Source organism: Lelliottia jeotgali (assembly GCF_016771845.1).
GTDB classification, from domain to species: Bacteria; Pseudomonadota; Gammaproteobacteria; order Enterobacterales; family Enterobacteriaceae; genus Enterobacter; species Enterobacter jeotgali.
The window spans coordinates 919,642-943,036 of the sequence record NZ_JAENMQ010000001.1 but is presented as its reverse complement, the minus strand read 5'-3'; the positions used below and the strand labels follow the sequence as shown (position 1 = coordinate 943,036).

Sequence of the window (23,395 nt, the reverse complement as noted above, 5' to 3'; positions counted from 1 at the left end):
ATATGAAAGACTGTCTGGATTTGTCCGAGATAAAAATAAACAGCAACGAAGGTAAAAGTAAAATGACAACCTTTGGTTGTCATTTTTAGTGTTTTCCCCCTCTCCCTTGGGAGAGGGCCGGGGTGAGGGCATCAGGCCGCACCAACGACCTACAATCTTGTTACGGCTGTTCCCCCTCACCCTAACCCTCTCCCTCAAGGGAGAGGGGACGGTCCGCAGCCGTAGGCCGGGTAAGCGTTAGCGCCACCCGGCAACAGCATCAACTGAACATCACCTTCGCCCAACGGGCTAATCCTGCGGTAACGGAACCGAAATCATCACCACCGGCAATCGGAATACCCGGCAACTGTTCCGCCAGCGCTTTTTTGATCAGCGGTGAACGCGCGCTACCGCCGGTCAGGTAGATCACGTCCGGCTTTTCGTTACCGTTTTCCAGCGCCAGTTGGACTTGCTCCAGAATGCGCTGCAACGGCTGAGTAAGCGCCGTTTCCAGCCCTTGCTGAGAAATGGCGGTCGCCAGTTCATCGCTGATAAACGGCAACGTGACGGCGTGATCGACAGCTTCAGAGAGCGCGATTTTACTTTCTTCGGCGCTGCGTACCACGCGATAGCTCAGGCGCTGACGCCAGACTTTATGCAGCAGGGCCACTTTGTCGCCGTCCTGGGCATCACGCACCAGGTCATTGAGGAAGCGTCCGTTGGCGGTGCTGTAGAAATCGCTCTGTGCCGGAACATCGTTAATGGCGACGGCGTTCCACCACGGCAGAATCGGCAGCGCGGTGCCTTTTTCGGTTTGTCCGCCCATCCCGAGCAGCGGCATCAGGCTTTTAAACGCCAGCGCGATGTCTAAATCGTTGCCGCCAACGCGGCAGCCGCTGTGGCCTAACAGGCTGTTTTCGCGGTCGCGGCGCTGGTGCCACTGTGGCCCCATCAGCAGCAGTGAGCAGTCGGTGGTACCGCCGCCGATATCGACAACCAGCACGCGTTTTTCTTCGCGCAGCGTGGCTTCAAAATCCAGCCCCGCAGCAACCGGCTCATACTGGAACACCACATCGCGAAAACCGGCGCGATGGGCCGCACGCTCAAGGATACCCTGCGCCTGCTGGTTGGCTTCATCGCCGCCAAGGCCTTGGAAGTTAATCGGACGCCCGATAACGGCCTGAGTGATGGTTTCCGTAACCTGAGTCTGCGCCTGATTGCGAATGTGCAGCATCATGGCGCACACCAGATCTTCAAACAGCGCGACCTGCTGGGGCTTTAGCCCGCTGGCACCAAGGAAGGATTTGGGTGATTTAACGAAGTAAACTTCTTCCGGGTCTTCGATGTACTGCGCGAGAGAAGACAGGCCGAACTGTACGCTGGACGGCGTCACGTCGATATCTTCATCACGGTTGTAATTCACGGCGCGACGCAGCAGCGCCTGGGTTTCTGTGCCCGTTGCCGGAACCTGATGATGGCGATACAACCACTCGCTCACGGCTTCGCGCGTTGGCGCGCACAGCATCGACGGCAGCAGAGAACTCTCTTTTTCCATTTTCAGCAGACGGGGCTGATTGTCATCCATCACTGCCACTGAGCAGTTTGCGGTACCGTAGTCAAAACCAATAAACACTGACGTAATCCCCATGCCGTTGAGAAGGGGCGAGACTTTAGCGAAATGTCTCGCTCTCGACAACAGGAATATGAAAGCAAAGCGCGCCGGGCCTGGTCAGGTTATGCTGTGAAAGACAACAAAAGGAGCAACGATGTACACCCTGAACTGGCAACCGCCGTATGACTGGCAATGGATGTTTGGTTTTCTCGGCGCGCGTGCGGTGGTGGGCGTGGAAACCGTAACGGACGAGTATTACGAGCGCAGTTTCACCTGCGACGGGCATCAGGGGCTGTTTCGTGTTACGCCCAACGAGAATGACTGCACGCTAGAGGTGACGCTCAGTGACGGGCTGATTCCGGTCGCGCAGACGTGCCTGGAGCGTATTGAACGTTTATTCGATCTTGCCTGCGATCCGCAGCAGATTGCGTCCACGCTGGGTGACCTCGGCACGGCGCGTCCGGGGCTACGTCTGCCGGGTGCGATGGACGCATACGAACAGGGCGTGCGGGCAATTCTTGGGCAACTGGTGAGCGTGTCGATGGCTTCTAAACTTGCCGCGCGGGTGGTGGCGTTATGCGGTGAGCCGCTGAAAGATTTCCCGCACTACACCTGTTTCCCAACGCCTGCTGCGCTGGCCGCCGCCGATCCGCTGGCGCTCAAGGCGCTGGGAATGCCGGTTAAACGTGCTGAATCGCTGATTCATCTCGCGCAGTCGGTGGTGGAGGGGACATTTCCGCTCCAGCCGCCGGACGATATAGAAGGGGGGATGAAAGCGCTTCAGACGCGACCAGGAATCGGGCGCTGGACCGCGAACTATTTAGCACTGCGCGGATGGCAGGCGAAAGATGTGTTTTTGCCGGATGATTATCTGATTAAACAGCGCTTCGCTGGCATGACACCGGCGCAGATCCGCAACTATGCTCAGCGCTGGCAGCCGTGGCGTTCTTACGCGCTTCTTCACATTTGGTACACCGATGGCTGGAAACCTTCAGTTGATAGCGAAGTAACTGGTATTCAGCAGTAGCTCCAGCGGCTGTGGTTCGGAAATCGAATCGCCGTAGATATAGTCGATTCCAATGCCGGACAAGGTGTCCATCATCAGCGGCTGATTGCTCGGCCCGGCGATGGTTTTCATCCCCAGTCGCTGGGCGTGGCCCTGGATAATGGTCACCATCATTTCGTCCATCAGATTACCGTGAACGTTGGTCACTAATTCCGGGTCCAGCAGCAGATAATCCGCCATGTGCGCGCTCAGATGGTTGAAGACATCCATATCGCGCCCGACGTGGCTTAGCACGATACGACAACCCGCCTGACGCAGTTTTTGCAGCCCGTCCTGAATATTGGCATCCTGGTTTTGCAGCGTTTCGACCGGGATCACCAGATGCAGCAAGCGTCCCGGCAGCGGGCTTTGCTCCAGCAAATCAAGCAATTCGTCAACCAGCGTGGTACTGGACAACCCTTCTGGCGAGAGCGGCAATGCCACGCCCATGCCTTTATTAGCAACCTGGGCCGCAAAGGTGCGGAAAAATTCCTGGAAAATACGACGGTCGAGAGCGTGCAGGAGATCCGGCTCCGCCAGTCCTGAGCGGAACGCGTGTTCTTCCTGCACTTCGCCCTGGCTGGTCCACAGGCGCAGGGAAACCAGCCAGAAGGTGCTGCTTTCCGGAATACGCGGCGAGGCGACGCTGCGGCCAATCATCAGCAGGTGATTATCTTTGATCATGTGCCACTGCTCATCGAGCGACATCGTGCTGCGCCCGCTGTGCATTCTTTCCTGCTGCGGTTCATACACCGTGACCACGCCACGGCCGTTATTTTTTGAGGCGTAACAGGCGATATCGGCCTGAGACATCACTTCGGCAGCCAGGCTGTTGCTATCATCAATCAGCGTGATACCGGCGCTGGCCCCGATGCGGTGCAAACGGCCTTCCCACATAAAGTGGTAATCGTTGATGGCGTGAATAATACGACCCGCGATATAACGTGCGCTTTCGACATTGCAGTCCGGCAGCAGCAGGCCAAATTCATCGCCGCCCAGACGTGCCAGCACGTCGCTTGAACGCAACATGCTCAGCATCAGGGACGACAGTTCACGCAGCAGGGCGTCGCCCGCCGCATGACCTGCGGTGTCGTTCACCGCTTTAAATCGGTCGAGATCGATAAACACCAGCGCGTGGCGCTGATGGGTGTCATGGACGTTTTGCAGCATACGCTTGAGGTTGCTTTCAAAACTGCCACGGTTTGCCAGATGGGTCAGGGCATCGTGCGATGCGCTGTAGCTCAGTTGGCGCAGCATTTTGCGCGATTCGGTGACGTCCTGAATGACCAGCACCGAGCCGATATTCTGTCCGTCCAGCGTGCTTAACGGCGTAATACTGTAGTGAATATCAAAGGTCCCGCTATTGCGGCTGTGCAGCACCACATCCTGATTGATGTCGGAACGAGACATATCGCCGCTATGAATGTTTTCCATCGGCGGCCCGTTCTCGCCAAAGGTAATGTGCAGCACGTTGAGGATCGGCTGTCCCATCGCCTCTTGCTGCGTCCAGCCGCTCATTTTCTCAGCGACCGGGTTCATAAAGGTGACATGCATATCGATATCGGTACAGAGCACGGCTTCACCGATGGAGTCGAGGGTGATGTGCAGGCGCTCTTTTTCCTGGAACAGGGCTTCGTTAAGTTCCTTAACTTCGGTCATGTCCATATTAATGCCGAGCAGGCGTTCGACTTCACCCTGTTTGTTAAGCACCCGATTGGCCAGCGATCGGATATGGCGCACGCCTTCTTTGACGCGAATACGGAACTCAAGCTTAAACGGAACGCGGGCCATCAACGAATCACGGATTATCTGTTCGGCCTGTTCTCTGTCTTCGGGAATGATACTGTCGTGCCACAGCTGCCAGGTCGGTTTGATGTGCGCCGGGATCTCGTACATCTCGAACATCCGTTTGTCCCAGCTAATGACATCAGGCTGTAAATCCCACTCCCAAATGCCGATTCCGCCCGCTTCGTTGGCCAGCGTAATGCGCTCCATCAGGCGCTTATTGACCCATTCAGTGTGTTTGAGGTCGTTAATATCCTCAATCTGCGCGATGAAATAGAGCGGGGAACCGTCCGTATGACGCACCACGGAAACGGTCAGCAGCGCCCAAACCACTTCACCGTTGCGGGTGTAGTAGCGCTTCTCCATCGAATAGCTGTTGATGTCGCCACGGACCAGCTCATCCAGGCTTTCAAGATCGTTGTTTAAATCTTCCGGCCAGGTCAACTGCTGAAAAGTGAGGGCCTGGAGTTCAGGCTGAGAATAGCCGAGGAACTGGCACAGGGCCTTATTGGCCTGGAGCCACTGGCCTTCGATACCCACCAGCGCCATACCAATGGCGGAATACTCCATTGCATTGCGAAAGCGTTCTTCGCTCTCGGTGATGTGCTTGCGCTCGGCGCGAAAAGCGTACATCACCATAGTCATTACGTTGGCAGGCAGGAGCATCATCAGGAACGGCAGCCACGGCGCGTTGAGCATGACGTCGGTATTCTGGGCCGTAATCAGCATCGGTTTGGTCGCGATCATCAGCGACACCATCATCACCGTGACCAGAAAGACGAGGAAGGCTTCCATACGCGGCAGGCGCACGGCGCTCCACATCAGCAGCACGATCACACAGGTAAATGGCCACGGCAGGAAAGTAATCGCAACCCAGCTCAGAACCAGCGTAACGGCCATCGTGAGGAGTGTTTCCAGCAGCAATTTAGGGTTGCGGTGACGCAGTAAATAGTGAGGTTTGAACAGCAGCCCTAGCGGGACCAGAGCCAGCGCGCCGATCGATTCTGAAAGCACCCAAACAAAAAAGTTACGCAGCGGTTCTGCGCTCGGAACCAGCAGCCAGGCCAAAATCCCCCCCAGCAAAGGAGGCACCAGGGCGCTGCCGATTGCCAGACGTATCCAGTCGCCGAGATTTTTAAGCGGGTTGTACCAGGGCAGTAATTTGCGCAGCAGTAGCGCGCCGACGCACGCTTCGATAACGTTGATTGCCGTATACCAGAAGCTAATCGTCTCCCATGAGAACAACATCCACGACGCAAAAATATTGCTGAAGGTGCAGGCGAGGGCGATTCCAGGCCACATTTTTCCGGCGTGGCGATAAAACGCGACCATCATGATCGAGGTCGGGAACCATAAAGGTGCCAGTATAGTTCCGAAACGCGTCAGTTCGAGCGAGAAAAGGGTAAAGATAAAGGTAACCAGACCAAGACTGACAAGCCGTAGTAAAGGATGTGGGGTAGTCACCAAAACACGTTGGTATTGTTTATTCATTACCGCTTTATCCAGAGACGCCATGCTGCCAGGAACCAGGTCCGCACGAGTGAGAATTTTAATTTGGATTATGCTAGTACAAACAATTTACAATTCATATGCCGACTGCTCATAATTTGTCATCATAGAGTTATTAAACACTTAGTCTGCATAAAATTCATGATTAACGCTGTAAATTTGAGCGTTAAAATTTGGGTCAGGGCGAAAACATGTATTTGGAATGACTCTCGCATTACCTGCGCTTTCGACTAGTATCAGACACACGAAATCCCTATAATTGCCGCGTTTGACGCTCAGGCGTCGTCCTTCCTTTACATCCAGGTTAATCAGGTCGCTAAATTTATGACTGATAAGTCTCATCAGTGCGTCATCATAGGCATCGCCGGCGCATCGGCTTCAGGTAAAAGTCTTATTGCCAGTACGCTTTATCGCGAACTGCGTGAACAAGTTGGTGATGAGCACATCGGCGTCATTCCCGAAGACAGCTACTATAAAGATCAATCCCATCTGTCGATGGAAGAACGCGTAAAAACGAATTACGACCATCCCAATGCCATGGATCACAGCCTGCTGTTCCAGCATTTGCAAATGATCAAAAACGGCACGCCTATCGATCTGCCGGTCTATAGCTATGTCGATCACACCCGTACGCAAGAAACGATTCACATTGAGCCGAAAAAGGTCATCATTCTGGAAGGCATTCTGCTGCTGACCGACGCGCGTTTGCGTGAAGCGATGAACTTCTCGATCTTCGTCGATACGCCACTGGATATCTGCCTGATGCGTCGTATCAAGCGTGACGTCAACGAACGTGGTCGCTCAATGGACTCCGTGATGGCGCAATATCAGAAAACCGTGCGTCCGATGTTCCTGCAGTTTATCGAACCGTCAAAACAGTACGCCGATATCATCGTGCCGCGCGGGGGTAAAAACCGCATTGCTATCGATATCCTGAAAGCGAAAATCAGCCAGTTTTTTGAATAATTCGCGCGAATTGTGTACCGTTCAAAGATAACCGGGTTTGCCCTGAAGCCATTGCGGCTTCGGGGTTTGATGCACGAAAGGAGAAAGTGTCATGCGTCTTTGTGACCGAGATATAGAAGCCTGGCTGGATGAAGGGCGTCTGTCTATCACCCCGCGTCCGCCAGTGGAGCGCATTAACGGTGTCACCGTTGACGTGCGTCTGGGCAATAAATTCCGCACATTTAGCGGCCACGTCGCTCCCTTTATTGATTTGAGCGGGCCGAAAGACGAAGTCAGTGCTGCACTTGATCGTGTGATGAGTGATGAAATCGTGCTGGCTGAAGGCGAGGCGTTCTATTTGCATCCGGGCGAACTGGCGCTGGCGGTGACATTTGAATCTGTCACTTTACCTGCCGATTTAGTCGGCTGGCTGGATGGCCGTTCTTCTCTGGCGCGCCTGGGGCTGATGGTCCACGTGACGGCGCACCGTATCGATCCCGGCTGGTCTGGCCGCATCGTGCTGGAGTTCTTCAACGCCGGAAAACTGCCGCTGGCTTTACGCCCTGGTATGATGATTGGTGCGTTGAGCTTCGAGCCGCTTACCGGCCCGGCCGATCGCCCTTACAATCGCCGCCAGGATGCGAAATATCGCGACCAGCAGGGTGCGGTTGCCAGTCGTATTGATAAAGACTGATTTTTAGGCTTCACCGAGGATGCCATGAGAAGAGTTCTGACAACGCTGATGATTTTGCTGGTGGTGCTGGTTGCTGGCCTTTCAGCGTTGGTTCTGCTGGTGAACCCCAATGATTTCCGTGCCTATATGGTGCGGCAGGTCGAAGCACGAAGCGGGTATGAACTGAAGCTGGATGGGCCACTGCGCTGGCATGTCTGGCCGCAGCTCAGCATTCTTTCCGGTCGCATGTCATTGACAGCACCCGGTGCGTCGGCACCGCTGGTTTCTGCTGACAACATGCGTCTGGATGTGGCCCTGATGCCGCTGATTTCCCATCAGTTGCAGGTGAATCAGGTGATGCTCAAGGGCGCTGTTATTCAGCTCACGCCGCAGTCTGAAGCCGTGCGTAAACCGGATGCACCTGTTGCGCCGCGCGCAAATTCACTGCCTGACGTCGCCGAAGACGCCGGGTGGTCGTTTGATATTGCCAGCCTGAAAGTCGTTGATAGCGTGTTGGTCTTCCAGCACGAAGATGAAGATCAGGTCACCGTGCGTAATATCAATCTCAAGATGGAGCAGGACCAGCACCATCTGGCGACGCTTGATTTCTCGGGACGCATTAATCGCAATCAACGTGACATGACTTTGTCGCTGAATGCAAACCTGAACGCCTCTGATTATCCGCACCAACTTACCGCAGACATCCAACAGCTGAACTGGCAGTTGTCAGGTGCCGATCTTCCGGCGCAGGGCATCACCGGACAGGGATCGTTACAGGCGTTGTGGCGTGAAGAACAAAAGCAGCTGGAACTGAATAACCTTAACCTTCAAGCGAATGACAGCTCCCTGAAAGGGCGTGCCAGCGTACTGCTGGGCGAACAGCCGAAATGGGTGTTCGATCTGCAGTTTGACAAGCTCAATCTGGAGACTCTGCTGCCACCGCAACCGGTGACAACGGCAGAGAGTGATACTCAACTGGGGGCCACGCCACCAAAACAGACGCGCCCAGTGATTGCATCGAGCGATGAAGCGCCAGATTACAACGGGTTACGCAGCTTCACTGCGGATATTCTGCTCAAAGCCAACACGGTGCGCTGGCGGGGAATCGATTTCACTAACGTCAGCAGTCAGATGTTGAACCATAACGGATTGCTGGTGATTTCCGAGCTCAGCGGTCAGATGGGGGCGGGGCATATCTCTCTGCCTGGACTGCTGGATGTTCGCAAAGATATGGCCAAGGCGGAGTTCCAGCCGCGTCTTGAGAACATCGAGATCGGTACCATTCTGCAGGCATTCAATTATCCGATCGCGCTAACCGGTAACTTGACGATGGCGGGCGATTTCTCCGGCGATAAAATTGACGCCGATGCATTTCGCCGTAGCTGGCAGGGGCAGGCCCATGTCGACCTGACCAACAGCCGTATGGAAGGTCTCAATTTCCAGCAGCTTGTACAGCAGGCCGTGGAGCGCAGCAGCAATGTCAAAGCGCAAGAGAACTTTGAAAGTGCGACCCGACTCGACAACTTTACAACCGATATGACCCTGGATAATGGTCAGCTCAGCCTTGATGATATGCAGGGGCAATCCTCGCTGCTGGTTCTTTCCGGCAAAGGTACAATGGACCTGGTAAAAGAGACGACGGATACCCGCTTTAATATTCGCGTGCTGTCTGGATGGAAAGGTGACGGGCCGTTGATCGAGGCCCTGAAAGAAACGCCGATTCCACTCAACGTCTACGGTAAATGGCAGGAGCTGAATTATAGCCTGCAGGTTGACCAAATTCTGCGTAAACATCTGCAGGATGAAGCGAAACGCCGTCTGAACGAGTGGGCGGACAAGAACAAAGATTCGCAGGACAGTAAAGATGTGAAGAAGCTGTTGGATAAGCTTTGATCTGAGACGCATTGCTGAAAATTTAAGCATCTGAGGTTGTTCCGTTCACCTCATGTTCAGCAGAATATAATTACCCAATAAACAGTGAACGTGATAAGGGGGCTGCGCGGCCCCCTTATCAATCCCCGCGCCCCTTAAGGAAATCGGTGCTTTGCACTGCGCTCACCTCCCGGCCTGCTGCCTGCGGTCGGCTCGACTCGACGTCCCTGTCGCGTTTCGCCTCTGGCCGCCATCCCTGGCGTCCAGCCCTTGTCATCCGGCCTCCGGTTCGCCGATTTCTGCGGGGACCCAACACCGGTGCCACATTCAAACAGTTGTGAAGGCTGAGGGATCGTGAGTCCGGCAGAAAATCGCCGAAGCGTTTCCGTAAGGCCGGGGCGACGCGCAGGGATGCGCGGAGAGGGTGCGACCTGCATGGATGCAGGATCGCGCCCGACCCGAAAGTCTGAAGGAATAAGCTGAGGGCACCGCGAAGCGGCGATTTTCATTGCCGGGAGCCGGGATTGTTAAGGGGGCGGCGATAGCCCCCTTAACACGTTCACCGCAGAGAAACAGACAAAAAGCAGCGAACTAAGAGTGAACGGAACGATTCCACTACCGCTACAGAAAGCCTGAGCAACAAATCACACCTCAAAATCCAAATCATCTTCCCCGCGCAGCGGAATCAACTGCACCTTCTGTACGCGATGGCTCTCTACTTGCAACGTCTTCAGCACATAATCCCCCACCTGAACCTCTTCGCCCGGCTGCGGAATACGCTGTAAGTATTCCATCAATAAACCCGCGATGGTGTGGTATTCACGCTTCTCATCCAGCGGCAGCGGAACATACTGAACCAGATCTTCCAGCGGCATATGGCCGTTGGCAGTCCATGAACCATCAGCATTTTTCTGGATGTCGTGACGAGCGTCGATCTCATCCACTTCATTAGGCAAATTCCCGGCGATGGTCTCCATCACATCGCTCAGCGTCACCAGCCCTTCCACGGAACCAAACTCATCCACCACGAAGGCAAAGTGGGTGCGCGCATTGCGGAACTGTTCGAGTGCGGAGAGCAGAGGCAGAGTTTCCGGGAACACCAGCGGCTGGCGGATCAGCGCGCGTAAATCCAGCGGCTCACCGCGCAACGATTGCTGTAACAGGTCGATGACATGCACCACGCCGAGCAAATCTTCCTCTTCTTCACCGCCGGTGACGACCACGCGGGTGTGCTGGTTTTTATCCAGCAGGGCGCGGATCTGCGCTTCAGGAGAGTTCAGGTCGATATGCTCGATATCGTGGCGCGATGTCATAATGCTGCTAACCGAGCGCTGATTAAGATTAAGCACACGCTCAATCATCCGCCGCTCCTGCGGGTTAAATATCTGGCTATCATCGTGGTCGGCAAGCAGTGAGGCTGATTCTGCATCCAGCTCGGCGTCCTCTTTTTTGCCGCTCAATAAGCGCAGAACCGTTTCTGCCGTACGCTGACGCAAGGTCTGATTGGCAGAGAGAAAACGGCGGCGGTTGAAAATCGCCAACTGATTCAGGGATTCAATAATCACCGAGAAACCAATCGCCGCGTACAGATAGCCTTTCGGAATATGGAAGCCAAAGCCGTCTGCGACCAGGCTAAAGCCGATCATCAGCAGGAAGCTCAGACACAAAATCACAATCGTCGGGTGGCTATTAACGAAGCGCGTCAGGGCCTTGCTCGCCATCACCATCAGGGTGATAGCAATAATCACCGCAGCCATCATGACGGCCAGATGGTCGACCATACCCACGGCGGTAATCACCGAGTCGAGGGAGAAGACGGCGTCCAGCACCACGATTTGCGCGACTACCGGCCAGAATTTTGCCCCACGGCGCTGCGTGGTGTGTTCACTGTCCTTGCCTTCGAGCCGCTCATTCAGCTCAACCGTGGCCTTGAACAACAGGAACAACCCGCCGAACAGCATGATCACATCACGCGCGCTAAAGCTCAGATCGTGGAACGTGAAGATAGGGGTGGTCAGCGTGACCAGCCAGGAGATCGAGGCCAGCAGCAGCAAACGCATCACCATTGCCAACAGCAAACCGGTTACGCGCGCACGATCGCGCTGCGCCGGGGGCAGTTTTTCGGCAAGAATGGCAATAAAGACCAGATTATCGATACCGAGGACTAATTCGATGACGACAAGCGTCACCAGCCCGGCCCAGATTGATGGATCGGCAATCCATTCCATAGTAATAGCAGTACCTTCAGTTATATGACATTTGTCACACTTCGATCATGGATAAAGCACGCGGAAATTGCAATGCTCTCCTGAGATTTCTCTTAATCATGATGTGCTAAATAGCCATCGGCATTAACCCTGATATTTGTATATGGAAGTGAAAACATCCATTCCCCCCAATAATTAGGAAATATCGTAGCAGGTGTTTTAATTATATTAATTGTCAATATAAAGATATTCCTAAAACTGCAAAACTTTGCGCTTAATATTATTCTTAAAAACCAATATTCGGACAGTTGTCTCCTTGCCTGCTATTAGGTTAGCTGCAACAATTCTCCTGCATCAAATGCAAAATCTTCTTGCTGCTATTTTTGTATCGGTCTTCAGGACGGTAATTCATTACTGCTCAGGCATTGAAAATGCTCGAAACATTTATCCTGAAGAATCTGATTTAAGAGGGTGTCTATCCATAATGCATTGTTTTGTCAGTATATTGGTAACTGAAAGCCAAGGGCGGTAGCGTGCCTGAAAGCGTGTGAATCAGCCTCGATTATTCTGTCAATAGCCAATGGATGAATAAGCTTTTTTTAGGACTGATGCCAGTTATATTTCTTTTCGATTAACTGCAATCTAAATGTCCAAACAACCCGCGCTTATTTAAATTGCACAGGATAATTACTCTACCAAAGTGATAAATAATCAATGATGAAATCCAAAATGAAATTGATGCCATTATTGGTGTCTGTGACCTTGATGAGTGGTTGTACGGTCTTACCCGGCAGCAATATGTCAACGATGGGCAAGGATGTGGTCAAACAACAGGACGCCGATTTTGATCTCGACAAAATGGTGAATGTTTATCCACTCACTCCACGCCTCGTCGAACAATTACGCCCGCGTCCCAATGTCGCCCAGCCAAATATGTCTCTGGACCAGGAAATCGCCTCTTATCAGTACCGCGTTGGGCCAGGCGATGTGGTTAGCGTGACTGTCTGGGATCACCCTGAATTGACGACGCCAGCCGGACAATACCGTAGCTCCAGCGACACCGGTAACTGGGTACAGCCTGACGGCACGATGTTCTATCCCTACATCGGCAAAGTCCACGTGGTGGGTAAAACCCTCGCAGAAATTCGTAGCGATGTTACCAGCCGCTTAGCGACGTACATCGCCGATCCGCAGGTGGACGTGAATATCGCCGCATTCCGCTCGCAGAAAGCCTATGTTTCGGGCCAAGTGAACAAATCCGGCCAGCAGGCCATCACCAACGTTCCGCTGACTGTTCTCGACGCGATTAACACCGCGGGCGGCTTAACGGATGCCGCCGACTGGCGCAATGTGGTGCTGACGCACAACGGCAAAGAGGAGCGCATTTCGCTCCAGGCGTTGATGCAAAACGGTGATTTGAGCCAAAACCGTCTGCTTTATCCGGGCGACATTCTGTTTGTTCCGCGTAACGACGATCTCAAAGTGTTCGTGATGGGCGAAGTGAAAAAACAGAGCACCCTCAAAATGGACTTCAGCGGCATGACCCTGACCGAAGCGCTGGGTAATGCAGAAGGCCTGGATCTGACATCCTCCAACGCCAGCGGCATCTTCGTGATTCGTCCGCTGAAAGGTGAGGGCAGTGCGAAAGGCAAGATTGCCAACATCTACCAGCTGGATATGTCCGATGCGACCTCCCTGGTGATGGCGACCGAATTCCGCCTCCAGCCATACGATGTGGTGTATGTCACTACCGCGCCAGTCACTCGCTGGAACCGTCTGATCAACCAGTTGCTGCCAACCATCAGTGGCGTTCGCTACATGACGGACACGGCGCGCGACATTCATACCTGGTAATCCGCGATGTTTAACAAAATTCTGGTGGTATGCGTGGGGAACATTTGTCGTTCCCCGACGGCTGAAAGGTTGCTTCGTCATTATCAGCCCGATCTGGTAGTGGACTCCGCAGGGCTGGGAGCGCTGGTGGGTAAAGGGGCTGATGAACGCGCAACGAGCGTGGCAAAGGAACACAACCTCTCTCTGGACGGGCATTTCGCCCGCCAGGTTTCTGGCCGCTTATGCCGGGAATACGACCTGATCCTGGCGATGGAAAAACGTCACATCAACGCCTTGTGCGAGATAGCGCCAGAGATGCGCGGGAAAGTGATGCTGTTTGGTCACTGGGACAGTGAGCGCGAAATTCCCGATCCGTATCGCAAGAGCCGAGAGGCATTTGAGGCGGTTTATACCTTACTAGACCAGTCTGCCCAACAGTGGGCGCAGGCACTGAACGTTCAGCAGGGATAACAATGACAGAAAAAACAAAACCGTCTGCCGCCCCGATTTCGGGCAGTGATGAAATTGATATTGGTCGTCTGGTCGGGACGATTATCGAGGCGCGCTGGTGGGTGCTGGGTATTACTGCGGTATTCGCGCTGGCTGCCGTGATTTATACCCTGTTCGCTACGCCTATCTACAGCGCTGATGCGCTGGTGCAAATCGAGCAAAACTCCGGTAACTCGCTGGTGCAGGATATCGGCTCGGCGCTGGCCAATAAGCCACCGGCATCCGATGCAGAAATCCAGCTAATCCAGTCACGTATGGTGCTGGGCAAAACTGTTGACGATCTCGACCTGGATATCGCCGTCACCAAAAATACCTTCCCGGTGTTTGGTGCAGGCTGGGACCGCCTGATGGGCCGTCAAAACGACACTGTGAAAGTCACCACCTTTACCTTGCCTAAAGGCACGGCGAAAGATGTTTTCACCCTCACCGTGCTCGGGCCGAAACAGTATGAGCTCAAAAGCGATGCGGGTTTTAGCGCACGCGGCGAAGTGGGACAGATGCTGACTAAAAACGGCGTCACCATGATGGTAAGCGATATTCAGGCTGCCGACGGCGGCGAGTTTACGGTCAGCAAATTCTCGATGCTGGGGATGATCAACAACCTGCAAAATAACCTTACCGTCACCGAAAACGGCAAAGATACGGGCGTTTTGAGCCTGACCTTTACCGGTGAAGATAAGGATATGATCCGCAACGTGCTGAACAGCATTACGCGCAACTACCTTGAGCAAAACGTCGAGCGTAAGTCAGAAGAGGCGGCGAAAAGCCTGGCCTTCCTGGCCAAACAGCTGCCGGAAGTGCGCACACGTCTGGATGATGCCGAAAACAAACTGAACGCCTATCGCCAACAGAAAGACTCTGTCGATCTGCCGCTCGAAGCCAAATCGGTGCTCGATTCGATGGTCAACATCGATGCACAGCTGAACGAACTGACGTTCAAAGAAGCGGAAATTTCCAAGCTTTATACCAAGGTCCACCCGGCCTACCGTACGCTGCTGGAAAAACGTCAGGCGCTGGAAGATGAGAAAACCAAACTCAACAACCGCGTGACCGCGATGCCGAAAACCCAGCAGGAAATTGTGCGTCTGACGCGCGATGTGGAATCCGGCCAGCAGGTGTATATGCAGCTGCTGAACAAGCAGCAAGAGCTGAAAATCACTGAAGCCAGCACCGTCGGCGACGTGCGTATCGTTGACCCGGCGATCACCCAGCCGGGCGTGCTGAAACCGAAGAAAGCGCTGATTATTCTGGGCAGCATGATCCTCGGTCTGATGCTCTCCATCGTGGGTGTGTTGCTGCGCTCTCTGCTCAATCGCGGTATCGAAAGCCCGCAGGTGCTTGAGGAAAATGGCATCAGCGTTTACGCCAGTATTCCGCTGTCGGAATGGCAAAAATCGCGCGATAGCGTCAAAACGGTTAAAGGGATTAAACGCTACAAACAGAGCCAGCTGCTGGCGGTGGGGAACCCGACGGATCTGGCGATTGAAGCGGTGCGTAGCCTGCGTACCAGCCTGCACTTCGCCATGATGCAGGCGAAAAACAACGTCCTGATGCTGACCGGGGTCAGTCCGTCGATTGGTAAAACCTTCGTCTGCGCCAACCTCGCGGCGGTGATTAGCCAGACCAACAAACGCGTGCTGCTGATCGACTGCGATATGCGTAAGGGATACACCCACGAGCTGCTCGGTACCAATAACGTCAACGGCCTGTCGGAAATTCTGCTCGGTAAAGGCGAAATCAGCCAAAGTGCCAAGCCGACGTCAATCACCAACTTTGACCTCGTGCCGCGTGGTCAGGTGCCGCCCAATCCATCTGAACTGCTGATGAGCGAGCGTTTCACCCAGCTGGTGAAATGGGCAAGCGAAAACTATGACCTGGTGCTGATCGATACTCCGCCAATTCTGGCTGTAACCGATGCCGCAGTGGTGGGCCGCCATGCCGGTACGACCCTGATGGTGGCGCGTTATGCGGTCAATACCCTGAAGGAAGTGGAAACCAGCCTCAGCCGCTTCGAACAGAACGGCATTGAGGTGAAAGGGGTGATTCTGAACTCCATATTCCGTCGCGCGACCGGGTACCAGGATTACGGGTACTACGAGTACGAATATAAGTCTGACAGTAAATAATCGTTTCCCCTCACCCTAACCCTTTCCCGAAAGGAGAGGGAACTAAAACCCCTCATCCTTCGGGAGAGGGCAGGGGTGAGGGCAACAAGCCATTCGGGGAATAAAATGACAACATCACGCCCTTTGATCTCCATCTATATGCCTACCTGGAATCGCCAGCAGCTGGCGATCCGCGCGATTAAATCGGTCTTACGTCAGGACTACGACCACTGGGAATTGATCGTCGTCGATGATTGCTCGTCGTCTTATGAGCAGCTGCAAAAATTTGTCACCGAACTGAACGACCCGCGCGTGATGTACACCCATAACGATATCAATTCCGGGGCCTGCGCGGTGCGCAATCAGGCCATTATGCAGGCGAAAGGGGAGTTCCTGACCGGTATCGACGATGACGACGAATGGACGCCAAACCGTCTGTCGATTTTCCTGTCGCACAAACATCAGCTGGTGACACATGCTTTTTTATACGCCAATGATTATGTCTGCCAGGGCGAAGTGTATTCGCAACCCGCCAGCCTGCCGCTGTATCCGAAATCGCCGTATTCGCGCCGCCTGTTTTACAAACGCAATATCATCGGTAATCAGGTCTTTACCTGGGCGTGGCGCTTCAAAGAGTGTTTATTCGATACCGAACTGAAAGCCGCACAGGATTACGACATTTTCCTGCGCATGGTGATGGAGTACGGCGAACCGTGGAAAGTGGACGACGCCACGCAGATTTTGCACATCAATCACGGCGAAATGCAGATCACCTCATCGCCGAAAAAATTCTCCGGCTACTTCCATTTTTACCGCAAGCACAAAGACAAATTCGACCGTGCCAGCCGGAAGTATCAGCTGTTTACTCTGTATCAGATCCGCAATAAACGCATGAACTGGCGCACGCTGCTGACGCTGTTTTCCGTGCGTAATTCCAAGCGTTTGGCCGACGGTCTTCGGGGGAAATAATGATTCTGGAAGATTGCCGTGCCAACGGCTGGAGCCTGCGTCCATGTTGCATGGTTATTGCGTACCGCATCGCACATTTTTGCTCTGTGTGGCGCAAAAAAAATGTGCTCAACAATTTATGGGCCGCACCGGTTCTGGTGCTGTACCGCATCATCACCGAATGCCTGTTTGGCTATGAAATCCAGGCCGCCGCGACTATCGGACGCCGTTTCACCATTCACCACGGCTACGCCGTTGTTATCAATAAGTTCGTCGTCGCAGGTGATGATTTCACCATTCGGCACGCCGTCACTATCGGCAATCGTGGCCCGGAAAGCCTGGCCTGCCCGGTGATTGGCAACAACGTTGAACTCGGCGCTAACGTGGTGATGATTGGCGATATTACCGTCGGCAACAACGTCACAATTGGCGCAGGCAGCGTGGTACTGGACAGCATTCCGGATAACGCCCTGGTGGTCGGTGAAAAAGCCCGTGTGAAGGTCATCAAATGAATATTCTGCAATTTAACGTTCGCCTCGCAGAAGGCGGGGCGGCTGGCGTGGCTCTGGATCTGCATCAGCGCGCGCTGCAAAAAGGGTTACAGTCCCGCTTTGTGTATGGCTACGGCAAGGGCGGCAAAAAAAGTGTCAGCCACGATAACTATCCGCACGTGCTGAAACAGACGCCGCGTCTGACCTCTATTGCCAACATCGCGCTGTTTCGTCTGTTCAACCGCGATCTGTTTGGCAATCTGAATAACCTGTACCGCACCGTGACGCGTACCACCGGACCGGTGGTTCTCCATTTCCACGTCCTTCATAGCTACTGGCTGAAACTGGAAGAGGTGGTCGCGTTCTGTGAAAACGTGCAGGCGCATAAACCGGATACCACCTTTGTCTGGACGCTGCACGATCACTGGAGCGTCACCGGGCGCTGTGCCTTCACCGACGGTTGCGAAGGCTGGAAAACGAACTGCCAGAAATGCCCGACGCTTGCCAACTATCCACCGGTCAAAGTGGATCGCGCGCATCAGCTGGTCGGCGATAAACGTCGGCTGTTCCGCGACATGCTGGCGCTCGGCTGCCAGTTTATCTCTCCGAGTCAGCATGTTGCTGACGCGTTCAACAGTCTGTATGGACCTGGGCGCTGCAAAATTATTAATAACGGTATCGATGTCGCGACGGAAGAAATTCTGGCGGAACTGACGCCGGTTGCCGTCACGCCGGGCAAGCCGAAAATCGCGGTGGTTGCTCATGACCTGCGCTACGACGGTAAAACCAATCAACAGCTGGTGCGCGACATGATGGCGCTCGGCGACAAAATCGAGCTGCACACCTTCGGCAAATTCTCACCATTCGAGGGTCCGAACGTCACCAACCACGGCTTTGAAACCGATAAGCGCAAGCTAATGAGTGCCCTGAACGGGATGGACGCTCTGGTGTTCAGTTCACGCGTGGATAACTATCCGCTGATTTTGTGTGAAGCGCTGTCGATTGGTGTACCTGTCATCGCCACCCACAGCGACGCCGCGCGCGAAGTGCTGGAAAAATCGGGCGGGAAAACCTTCAGCGAGCATGAGGTGCTGCCGCTGGTGCAACGACCAAAAGCCGAGATTGCCCAGGCAGTTTTTAACACCAGCCTGGAATCGTTCCGCAACCGCAGCCGTAAGGCGTACAGCGGCCAACAGATGCTGGAGGAGTATGTCTCGTTCTATCAGAATCTGTAGTTATCTGCTGTTACCGCTCATCTATCTGCTGGTCAACGTCAAAATAGCCCAACTGGGTGAAAGCTTCCCGATAACCATTGTCACCTTCTTGCCGCTCTTGCTGCTGCTGTACGTCGAGAAGATTAGCGTTAAGAAGCTGATGATTGCCCTGGGGCTGGGTTTTGGTTTAACGGCATTTAACTACATCTTTGGTCAGTCGCTGGATGCCAGTAAGTACGTGACCTCCACCATGCTCTTTGTCTATATCGTGATTATTATTGGTATGGTCTGGAGTATTCGCTTTAAAACAATTTCCCCGCACAATTATCGGAAGATCCTCAGGTTCTTTTATATTGCCGTGGCGTTCATTGTTGTGCTTGCTGCACTGGAAATGGCGCAAATTATTTTGACCGGCGGCAGCAGTCTGATGGAGATTATTTCGAAATATCTCATTTACAGTAATAGCTATGTCATGAACTTCATTAAGTTTGGTGGCAAGCGAACCACTGCGCTCTATTTCGAACCGGCATTTTTTGCTCTGGCACTAATCTCAATTTGGCTCAGCATCAAACAGTTTGGTATCAAAACGCCCAAGACCGATGCTATGATTCTTGCAGGGATTGTTCTGTCAGGTTCCTTCTCTGGGGTAATGACATTTATCTTGTTTTACCTGCTTGAATGGGCCTTTCAGTATCTCAATAAAGACGCGATTAAGAAAAAACTACCGTTAGCAATAATTTCGCTAACCGTATTTTTAGTGGGTATTATTTTTGCATTTCCCTACATCTCGACGCGTCTGGGGGATTTAGGTACGGAAGGTTCATCGTCCTATTATCGCATTATCGGTCCGCTGGTGATGGTTGGGTATTCGTTAACCCATATTGATGGTGTAGTCAGATTTGGCTCACTTTACGAATATGTTGCATCATTCGGAATCTTTAACGGTGCGGATGTCGGTAAAACCATAGACAATGGTCTGTATCTGTTAATTATTTACTTTTCCTGGTTCGCCGTGCTGTTAACGCTCTGGTACCTGTTTAAAGTGTTTAAAATGATGATTAACGCATTTGGTGATAATCAGAATTTTCGTGTTCAGCTTTATCTTTTTACACCAGTGTCGCTGTTCTTTACTGGGTCAATATTTAGCCCGGAATATGCATTCTTAATTGTCTGTCCGTTTATTTTGCGTAAAGCGCTCAATATTACGAACGTATGACGAAACGAGGTGGTTTATGTTTCTTAGCGTCATTACTGTCGCCTTTCGCAACCACGAAGGGGTCGTAAAAACCTGGCGCTCGCTGCGCAATCTGGCACGCGATCCGAGCATCACCTTTGAATGGGTAGTGGTGGACGGCGGTTCGAACGATGGCACGGCGGAGTTTCTGGAAAAACTCAACGGTGAGTTCAACTTACGTTACATCAGCGAGAAAGATAACGGCATTTACGATGCGATGAATAAAGGCATCGAGATGGCGCAAGGGCGCTATGCAATCTTCCTCAATTCGGGTGATGTTTTCCATGAAGATGTGGCGCTGTTTGCCCGCCAGCTGTCGCGTCAGAAAGAGGACGCGATGTTTATCGGTGATGCGCTGCTGGACTTCGGTGATGGCAATAAAATTCGGCGTAGCGCTAAAAGCGGCTGGTATATCTACCACAGTTTACCGGCCAGCCATCAGGCGATTTTCTTCCCGACTGCCGGTCTGAAAAAACAGCCGTATGACTTGCAATATAAAGTGTCATCAGATTATGCGTTGGCCGCCAGTTTGTATAAATCTGGATATCCGTTCCGCCGCATAAAAGGGCTGGTGTCGGAATTCTCAATGGGCGGAGTGTCAACCTCGAATAATCTGGAATTATGTCAGGATGCCAAAAAAGTGCAGCGCAATATATTACGCGTGCCGGGCTTCTGGGCGGAATTGTCCTATTTATTACGTCTGAGAACGACAGGCAAAACGAAAGCCTTATATAACAAAGCGTAGGTATAAGGAAAGGTGATGCAGGATCTCAGTGGTTTTACCGTCCCGAAAGGTTTTCGCGGTGGTAATGGAATTAAGGTGCAGCTCTGGTGGGCCGTGCAAGCAACATTATTTGCCTGGTCTCCGCAGGTGTTGTATCGCTGGCGAGCTTTTTTGTTGCGTTTATTTGGCGCGAAAATTGGTAAAAATGTGGTTATTCGCCCGTCAGTGAAAATTACCTATCCCTGGAAATTAACCCTCGGTGATTACGCCTGGGTAGGTGATGACGCGGTGTTATATACCCTTGGTGAGATAACGATTGGCGCAAATTCCGTGGTGTCGCAGAAGTGTTATTTGTGCACCGGGAGCCATGATTTTATGAGTCAGCATTTTGATATTAATGCCACGCCAATTGTGATCGGCGAAAAATGCTGGCTGGCGACAGATGTTTTTGTCGCACCTGGTGTTTCTGTTGGCGATGGCACGGTCATTGGTGCCCGCAGCAGCGTTTTTAAATCGCTACCGGCAAATAAGATTTGCCGTGGCAACCCCGCAGTGGTGATACGCGAACGCGTTGAAACTGAATAATTTCTGATTGATAAGTACAGAGGAATATAAACATGTCTAAAGTCGCTCTCATCACTGGCGTTACCGGTCAGGACGGTTCTTACCTGGCGGAATTCCTGCTGGAGAAAGGTTACGAAGTTCACGGTATTAAACGCCGCGCCTCTTCGTTTAATACCGAGCGTGTGGACCACATCTATCAGGATCCTCATGCCGCCAACCCGAAATTCCATTTGCACTACGGCGACCTGACCGACAGCTCCAACCTGACGCGTATTCTGCAGGAAGTGCAGCCGGATGAAGTGTACAACCTGGGCGCAATGAGCCACGTAGCGGTCTCCTTCGAATCCCCGGAATACACCGCAGATGTCGATGGCATGGGTACGCTGCGCCTGCTGGAAGCGATTCGCTTCCTCGGCCTGGAAAAGAAAACCCGTTTCTACCAGGCGTCCACCTCTGAGCTGTACGGCCTGGTACAAGAAATCCCGCAGAAAGAGACAACGCCATTCTACCCGCGCTCTCCGTATGCGGTCGCCAAACTGTACGCCTACTGGATCACCGTGAACTACCGCGAATCCTACGGCATGTACGCCTGTAACGGCATTCTGTTCAACCACGAATCCCCACGTCGTGGCGAAACCTTCGTGACTCGCAAAATCACCCGCGCGATCGCCAACATCGCTCAGGGCCTGGAATCTTGCCTGCACCTCGGCAACATGGATTCCCTGCGTGACTGGGGTCATGCGAAAGACTACGTGAAAATGCAGTGGATGATGTTGCAGCAGGATAACCCGGAAGATTTCGTGATTGCGACCGGCGTGCAGTACTCCGTGCGTCAGTTCGTTGAAATGGCGGCGGCACAGCTTGGTATCAAACTGCGCTTTGAAGGCACTGGCGTAGAAGAGCGCGGCGTGGTGGTTTCTGTCACTGGTCACGATGCGCCGGGCGTGAAACCAGGCGATGTGATCGTCCAGGTTGACCCGCGTTACTTCCGTCCTGCGGAAGTGGAAACCCTGCTCGGCGACCCGACCAAAGCGCACGAAAAACTGGGCTGGAAACCGGAAATCACCCTGCAGGAAATGGTCTCTGAAATGGTTGCCAACGATCTTGAAGCAGCGAAAAAGCACTCTCTGCTCAAGTCTCATGGCTACGAGGTTGCCATCGCGCTGGAGTCCTGAGTCATGACCAAACAACGTATTTTTGTCGCCGGTCATCGGGGAATGGTGGGTTCCGCCATTGTTCGTCAGCTGGAGCAGCGCGGCGACGCTGAACTGATTGTCCGCACCCGCGACGAGCTCAACCTGCTCGATGGCCAGGCGGTGCAGCAGTTTTTTGCCGAAGAACGTATTGACCAGGTGTATCTGGCGGCAGCGAAAGTGGGCGGTATTGTCGCCAACAACAGCTATCCGGCGGATTTCATCTACGAGAACATGATGATCGAGAGCAACATCATTCACGCCGCGCATCTGCACAACGTGAACAAGCTGCTGTTCCTCGGCTCATCCTGTATCTACCCGAAGCTGGCCAAACAGCCAATCGCCGAAAGCGAGCTGTTACAGGGAACGCTGGAAGCGACGAACGAACCCTACGCGATTGCAAAAATTGCCGGGATCAAACTGTGCGAATCCTATAACCGCCAGTATGGCCGCGACTATCGCTCGGTGATGCCGACCAATCTGTACGGTCCGCACGATAACTTCCACCCGAGTAATTCGCATGTGATCCCAGCGCTGCTGCGTCGGTTCCACGAAGCGACGGCGGAAAACACCCCGGATGTGGTGGTGTGGGGCAGCGGGACGCCGATGCGCGAGTTCCTGCACGTGGATGATATGGCGGCTGCCAGCATTCACGTGATGGAGCTGGACCGCGAGGTGTGGGCTGAGAACACCCAGCCGATGCTGTCGCACATCAACGTTGGTACTGGCGTTGATTGCACCATTCGCGAACTGGCGCAGACCATCGCCCAGGTGGTGGGCTACAAAGGACGCGTGGTGTTCGACGCCACTAAGCCCGATGGCACACCGCGTAAATTGCTGGACGTGACGCGTCTGCACCAGCTCGGCTGGTATCACGAAGTGTCGCTCGAACAGGGACTGGCCAGTACGTACCAGTGGTTCCTTGAAAACCAGCACCGCTTCCGGGGGTAAT

Annotated in this window: 18 protein-coding genes; 15 read left to right on the top strand and 3 right to left on the bottom strand. The window is 53.4% G+C overall.

Annotation, left to right across the window (positions count from 1 at the left end; translation table 11 throughout):
• Positions 1 to 259: 259 nt before the first annotated feature.
• Positions 260 to 1,612: a molecular chaperone gene (gene yegD, locus JBO43_RS04510; protein WP_202673794.1), complete on the bottom strand. Its 1,353-nt coding sequence runs from the start codon at positions 1,610 to 1,612 to the stop codon at positions 260 to 262.
• Positions 1,613 to 1,745: 133 nt separating this feature from the next.
• Between yegD and alkA the strand changes: the two genes are divergently transcribed.
• The gene (gene alkA, locus JBO43_RS04505; protein WP_202673793.1) at positions 1,746 to 2,618 is read left to right on the top strand and encodes a DNA-3-methyladenine glycosylase 2; all 873 of its coding nucleotides are present in this window, start codon (positions 1,746 to 1,748) and stop codon (positions 2,616 to 2,618) included.
• Here alkA and JBO43_RS04500 read toward each other — a convergent pair.
• Positions 2,583 to 5,912 carry a diguanylate cyclase gene (locus tag JBO43_RS04500; RefSeq protein ID WP_202673792.1) on the bottom strand — a complete coding sequence of 1,110 codons (3,330 nt, stop codon included), beginning with the start codon at positions 5,910 to 5,912 and terminating at the stop codon, positions 2,583 to 2,585. The two genes, alkA and JBO43_RS04500, sit on opposite strands and share 36 nt — an antisense overlap.
• 342 nt (positions 5,913 to 6,254) lie before the next feature.
• On the opposite strand from JBO43_RS04500, the gene udk reads away from it, so the two are divergent.
• The 3 genes from udk (at position 6,255) to asmA (ending at position 9,441) form a co-directional block, all read left to right on the top strand.
• Positions 6,255 to 6,896 carry a uridine kinase gene (udk, locus tag JBO43_RS04495; protein ID WP_095282608.1) on the top strand — a complete coding sequence of 214 codons (642 nt, stop codon included), beginning with the start codon at positions 6,255 to 6,257 and terminating at the stop codon, positions 6,894 to 6,896.
• 91 nt (positions 6,897 to 6,987) lie between these two features.
• Entirely contained in the window at positions 6,988 to 7,569 is a 582-nt protein-coding gene (gene dcd, locus JBO43_RS04490; protein WP_095282607.1) for a dCTP deaminase, read from the top strand.
• Positions 7,570 to 7,593: 24 nt separating this feature from the next.
• Positions 7,594 to 9,441 (top strand): outer membrane assembly protein AsmA, encoded by a 1,848-nt coding sequence (asmA, locus tag JBO43_RS04485; protein ID WP_095282606.1) that lies wholly within the window; start codon positions 7,594 to 7,596, stop codon positions 9,439 to 9,441.
• Positions 9,442 to 10,064: 623 nt separating this feature from the next.
• Here asmA and JBO43_RS04480 read toward each other — a convergent pair.
• Positions 10,065 to 11,648 carry a TerC family protein gene (locus JBO43_RS04480; protein ID WP_202673791.1) on the bottom strand — a complete coding sequence of 528 codons (1,584 nt, stop codon included), beginning with the start codon at positions 11,646 to 11,648 and terminating at the stop codon, positions 10,065 to 10,067.
• A gap of 693 nt (positions 11,649 to 12,341) precedes the next feature.
• On the opposite strand from JBO43_RS04480, the gene JBO43_RS04475 reads away from it, so the two are divergent.
• From JBO43_RS04475 to fcl, 11 genes are all read left to right on the top strand, one after another.
• Positions 12,342 to 13,481 carry a polysaccharide export protein gene (locus JBO43_RS04475; protein ID WP_095282604.1) on the top strand — a complete coding sequence of 380 codons (1,140 nt, stop codon included), beginning with the start codon at positions 12,342 to 12,344 and terminating at the stop codon, positions 13,479 to 13,481.
• 6 nt (positions 13,482 to 13,487) lie between these two features.
• Positions 13,488 to 13,931 carry a low molecular weight protein-tyrosine-phosphatase Wzb gene (wzb, locus tag JBO43_RS04470; protein WP_095282603.1) on the top strand — a complete coding sequence of 148 codons (444 nt, stop codon included), beginning with the start codon at positions 13,488 to 13,490 and terminating at the stop codon, positions 13,929 to 13,931.
• 2 nt (positions 13,932 to 13,933) lie between these two features.
• Complete coding sequence (wzc, locus tag JBO43_RS04465; protein ID WP_095282602.1) at positions 13,934 to 16,096, top strand: tyrosine-protein kinase Wzc; 2,163 nt, start codon at positions 13,934 to 13,936, stop codon at positions 16,094 to 16,096.
• Between the two features lie 105 nt (positions 16,097 to 16,201).
• Positions 16,202 to 17,044, top strand: a complete 843-nt coding sequence (gene wcaA, locus JBO43_RS04460) for a colanic acid biosynthesis glycosyltransferase WcaA (RefSeq protein ID WP_202673790.1) — start codon at positions 16,202 to 16,204, stop codon at positions 17,042 to 17,044.
• A 2-nt stretch (positions 17,045 to 17,046) separates the two neighbouring features.
• Positions 17,047 to 17,535, top strand: a complete 489-nt coding sequence (wcaB, locus tag JBO43_RS04455) for a colanic acid biosynthesis acetyltransferase WcaB (protein ID WP_095284319.1) — start codon at positions 17,047 to 17,049, stop codon at positions 17,533 to 17,535.
• Entirely contained in the window at positions 17,532 to 18,749 is a 1,218-nt protein-coding gene (gene wcaC, locus JBO43_RS04450) for a colanic acid biosynthesis glycosyltransferase WcaC (protein WP_095282600.1), read from the top strand. The genes wcaB and wcaC overlap by 4 nt, the downstream gene beginning before the upstream one ends.
• Entirely contained in the window at positions 18,724 to 19,944 is a 1,221-nt protein-coding gene (gene wcaD, locus JBO43_RS04445) for a colanic acid polymerase WcaD (RefSeq protein ID WP_202673789.1), read from the top strand. Before wcaC ends, wcaD begins: the two co-directional genes overlap by 26 nt.
• Before the next feature lie 16 nt (positions 19,945 to 19,960).
• Positions 19,961 to 20,707, top strand: coding sequence for a colanic acid biosynthesis glycosyltransferase WcaE (wcaE, locus tag JBO43_RS04440; protein ID WP_103946189.1), 747 nt, complete (start codon positions 19,961 to 19,963; stop codon positions 20,705 to 20,707).
• 15 nt (positions 20,708 to 20,722) lie between these two features.
• Positions 20,723 to 21,271, top strand: a complete 549-nt coding sequence (gene wcaF, locus JBO43_RS04435) for a colanic acid biosynthesis acetyltransferase WcaF (RefSeq protein WP_103949801.1) — start codon at positions 20,723 to 20,725, stop codon at positions 21,269 to 21,271.
• A gap of 32 nt (positions 21,272 to 21,303) precedes the next feature.
• The gene (gene gmd, locus JBO43_RS04430) at positions 21,304 to 22,425 is read left to right on the top strand and encodes a GDP-mannose 4,6-dehydratase (protein WP_103946188.1); all 1,122 of its coding nucleotides are present in this window, start codon (positions 21,304 to 21,306) and stop codon (positions 22,423 to 22,425) included.
• A 3-nt stretch (positions 22,426 to 22,428) separates the two neighbouring features.
• Positions 22,429 to 23,394 (top strand): GDP-L-fucose synthase, encoded by a 966-nt coding sequence (gene fcl / locus JBO43_RS04425; protein WP_095282595.1) that lies wholly within the window; start codon positions 22,429 to 22,431, stop codon positions 23,392 to 23,394.
• The last annotated feature ends 1 nt before the right edge of the window (position 23,395 follow it).

What these genes read in the sequence shown, in the direction of transcription:
- wcaD (WP_202673789.1), top strand. Translation starts at nt 18,724, where the DNA reads ATGTCTCGTTCTATCAGAATCTGTAGTTATCTGCTGTTACCGCTCATC.
- wzb (WP_095282603.1), top strand. Translation starts at nt 13,488, where the DNA reads ATGTTTAACAAAATTCTGGTGGTATGCGTGGGGAACATTTGTCGTTCC.
- gmd (WP_103946188.1), top strand. Translation starts at nt 21,304, where the DNA reads ATGTCTAAAGTCGCTCTCATCACTGGCGTTACCGGTCAGGACGGTTCT.
- JBO43_RS04475 (WP_095282604.1), top strand. Translation starts at nt 12,342, where the DNA reads ATGATGAAATCCAAAATGAAATTGATGCCATTATTGGTGTCTGTGACC.
- JBO43_RS04500 (WP_202673792.1), bottom strand. Translation starts at nt 5,912, where the DNA reads ATGAATAAACAATACCAACGTGTTTTGGTGACTACCCCACATCCTTTA.
- wcaE (WP_103946189.1), top strand. Translation starts at nt 19,961, where the DNA reads ATGTTTCTTAGCGTCATTACTGTCGCCTTTCGCAACCACGAAGGGGTC.
- alkA (WP_202673793.1), top strand. Translation starts at nt 1,746, where the DNA reads ATGTACACCCTGAACTGGCAACCGCCGTATGACTGGCAATGGATGTTT.
- asmA (WP_095282606.1), top strand. Translation starts at nt 7,594, where the DNA reads ATGAGAAGAGTTCTGACAACGCTGATGATTTTGCTGGTGGTGCTGGTT.
- wzc (WP_095282602.1), top strand. Translation starts at nt 13,934, where the DNA reads ATGACAGAAAAAACAAAACCGTCTGCCGCCCCGATTTCGGGCAGTGAT.
- wcaF (WP_103949801.1), top strand. Translation starts at nt 20,723, where the DNA reads ATGCAGGATCTCAGTGGTTTTACCGTCCCGAAAGGTTTTCGCGGTGGT.
- wcaC (WP_095282600.1), top strand. Translation starts at nt 17,532, where the DNA reads ATGAATATTCTGCAATTTAACGTTCGCCTCGCAGAAGGCGGGGCGGCT.
- dcd (WP_095282607.1), top strand. Translation starts at nt 6,988, where the DNA reads ATGCGTCTTTGTGACCGAGATATAGAAGCCTGGCTGGATGAAGGGCGT.
- wcaA (WP_202673790.1), top strand. Translation starts at nt 16,202, where the DNA reads ATGACAACATCACGCCCTTTGATCTCCATCTATATGCCTACCTGGAAT.
- udk (WP_095282608.1), top strand. Translation starts at nt 6,255, where the DNA reads ATGACTGATAAGTCTCATCAGTGCGTCATCATAGGCATCGCCGGCGCA.
- fcl (WP_095282595.1), top strand. Translation starts at nt 22,429, where the DNA reads ATGACCAAACAACGTATTTTTGTCGCCGGTCATCGGGGAATGGTGGGT.
- JBO43_RS04480 (WP_202673791.1), bottom strand. Translation starts at nt 11,648, where the DNA reads ATGGAATGGATTGCCGATCCATCAATCTGGGCCGGGCTGGTGACGCTT.